Genomic DNA, 928 nt, shown 5'->3' on the forward strand with positions numbered 1-928 from the left:
GATTGGATGTGGACATACAATCATGAAAGACCGAACATGGGCTTAGGTGGAATTACACCAAAGCAAAAACTAGCACTTGCAGTACCAGCTTCTACTTTTAGCTTAAGTTAAAAATGGGGGGATTACCCTTCTTGCCGGCAATTGCGGGGGGGGGGGGGTAAAAGTTCGGTGTAATGTTTCAACATAAGAATCAATGGTTTCTATGAATTTTTGACTGGGCTTAATGTATTTAATTCGCCCATCTTTTTCGTCTGGTATGTGCTCAACCCAGCCATCCTTAAATAGCTTCTTATAGTGCTGGCGAATTGCGGTATATGAATATGGCAGGGAAGCAAATAAACGCTTTACTGTCAGAGGTCTACACCCAACAAATTCGATTGCTAAAAAAATGATTAAATCATTGGCGATGGTAGATTCATACATGGGTAAATTTTCTTTAGCCCATTTGCGCACAGCCTGAACTTTTTCAAGAATATCAAGCGCGTTTATATTTTCCACTCTAAAGATTCTTTAAAGATTGATAATTATTTAAATTATAATGTAGTATCCCCTTAGATTCGTACATTTAAGAAGTTGAGTTTTCTGTTGTTTATGGCAGTATTTACAACAGGAGAATCAATATGAAGAAGTCACGATTTACAGAGACCCAAATCGTTGGGATTTTGAAAGAAGCCGAGGGCGGTATTGCGATGGCAGACATATTGCGCACGCATGGCATTAGCGGTGCCACCTTCTACAAGTGGCGCTCCAAATATGGCGGCCTTGAAGCTTCTGAACTGAAACGCGTTAAGGAGCTAGAACTGAATCGCTACCAATATCCTAGACACTTCCCAACCTCGCTTGGTACTGCTCTTCAAATCTTACCGGAGAAAGTCCATTGTTGTAACTATGGCGCCTAACCGGGTTGTAAAACATTTCGATGTAATCA

2 protein-coding genes and 1 pseudogene are annotated in these 928 nt (G+C 40.7%); 1 reads left to right on the forward strand and 2 read right to left on the reverse strand.

Annotated elements, in window-relative coordinates; translation table 11 throughout:
- Positions 1–102 precede the first annotated feature (102 nt).
- The gene (locus tag VC188_RS11880) at positions 103–498 is read right to left on the reverse strand and encodes a hypothetical protein (protein WP_323484103.1); all 396 of its coding nucleotides are present in this window, start codon (positions 496–498) and stop codon (positions 103–105) included.
- A 122-nt stretch (positions 499–620) separates the two neighbouring features.
- On the opposite strand from VC188_RS11880, the pseudogene VC188_RS11885 reads away from it, so the two are divergent.
- A pseudogene (locus tag VC188_RS11885) lies at positions 621–800 on the forward strand (transposase); the annotation flags it as partial.
- 19 nt (positions 801–819) lie between these two features.
- Here VC188_RS11885 and VC188_RS11890 read toward each other — a convergent pair.
- Positions 820–928, reverse strand: a 109-nt coding sequence (locus VC188_RS11890) for an IS3 family transposase (protein ID WP_323483827.1), incomplete at its 5' end; no start/stop codon positions are given.

This window comes from Polynucleobacter sp. MG-28-Ekke-A2 (genome assembly GCF_035012985.1).
Taxonomy (GTDB): Bacteria; Pseudomonadota; Gammaproteobacteria; order Burkholderiales; family Burkholderiaceae; genus Polynucleobacter.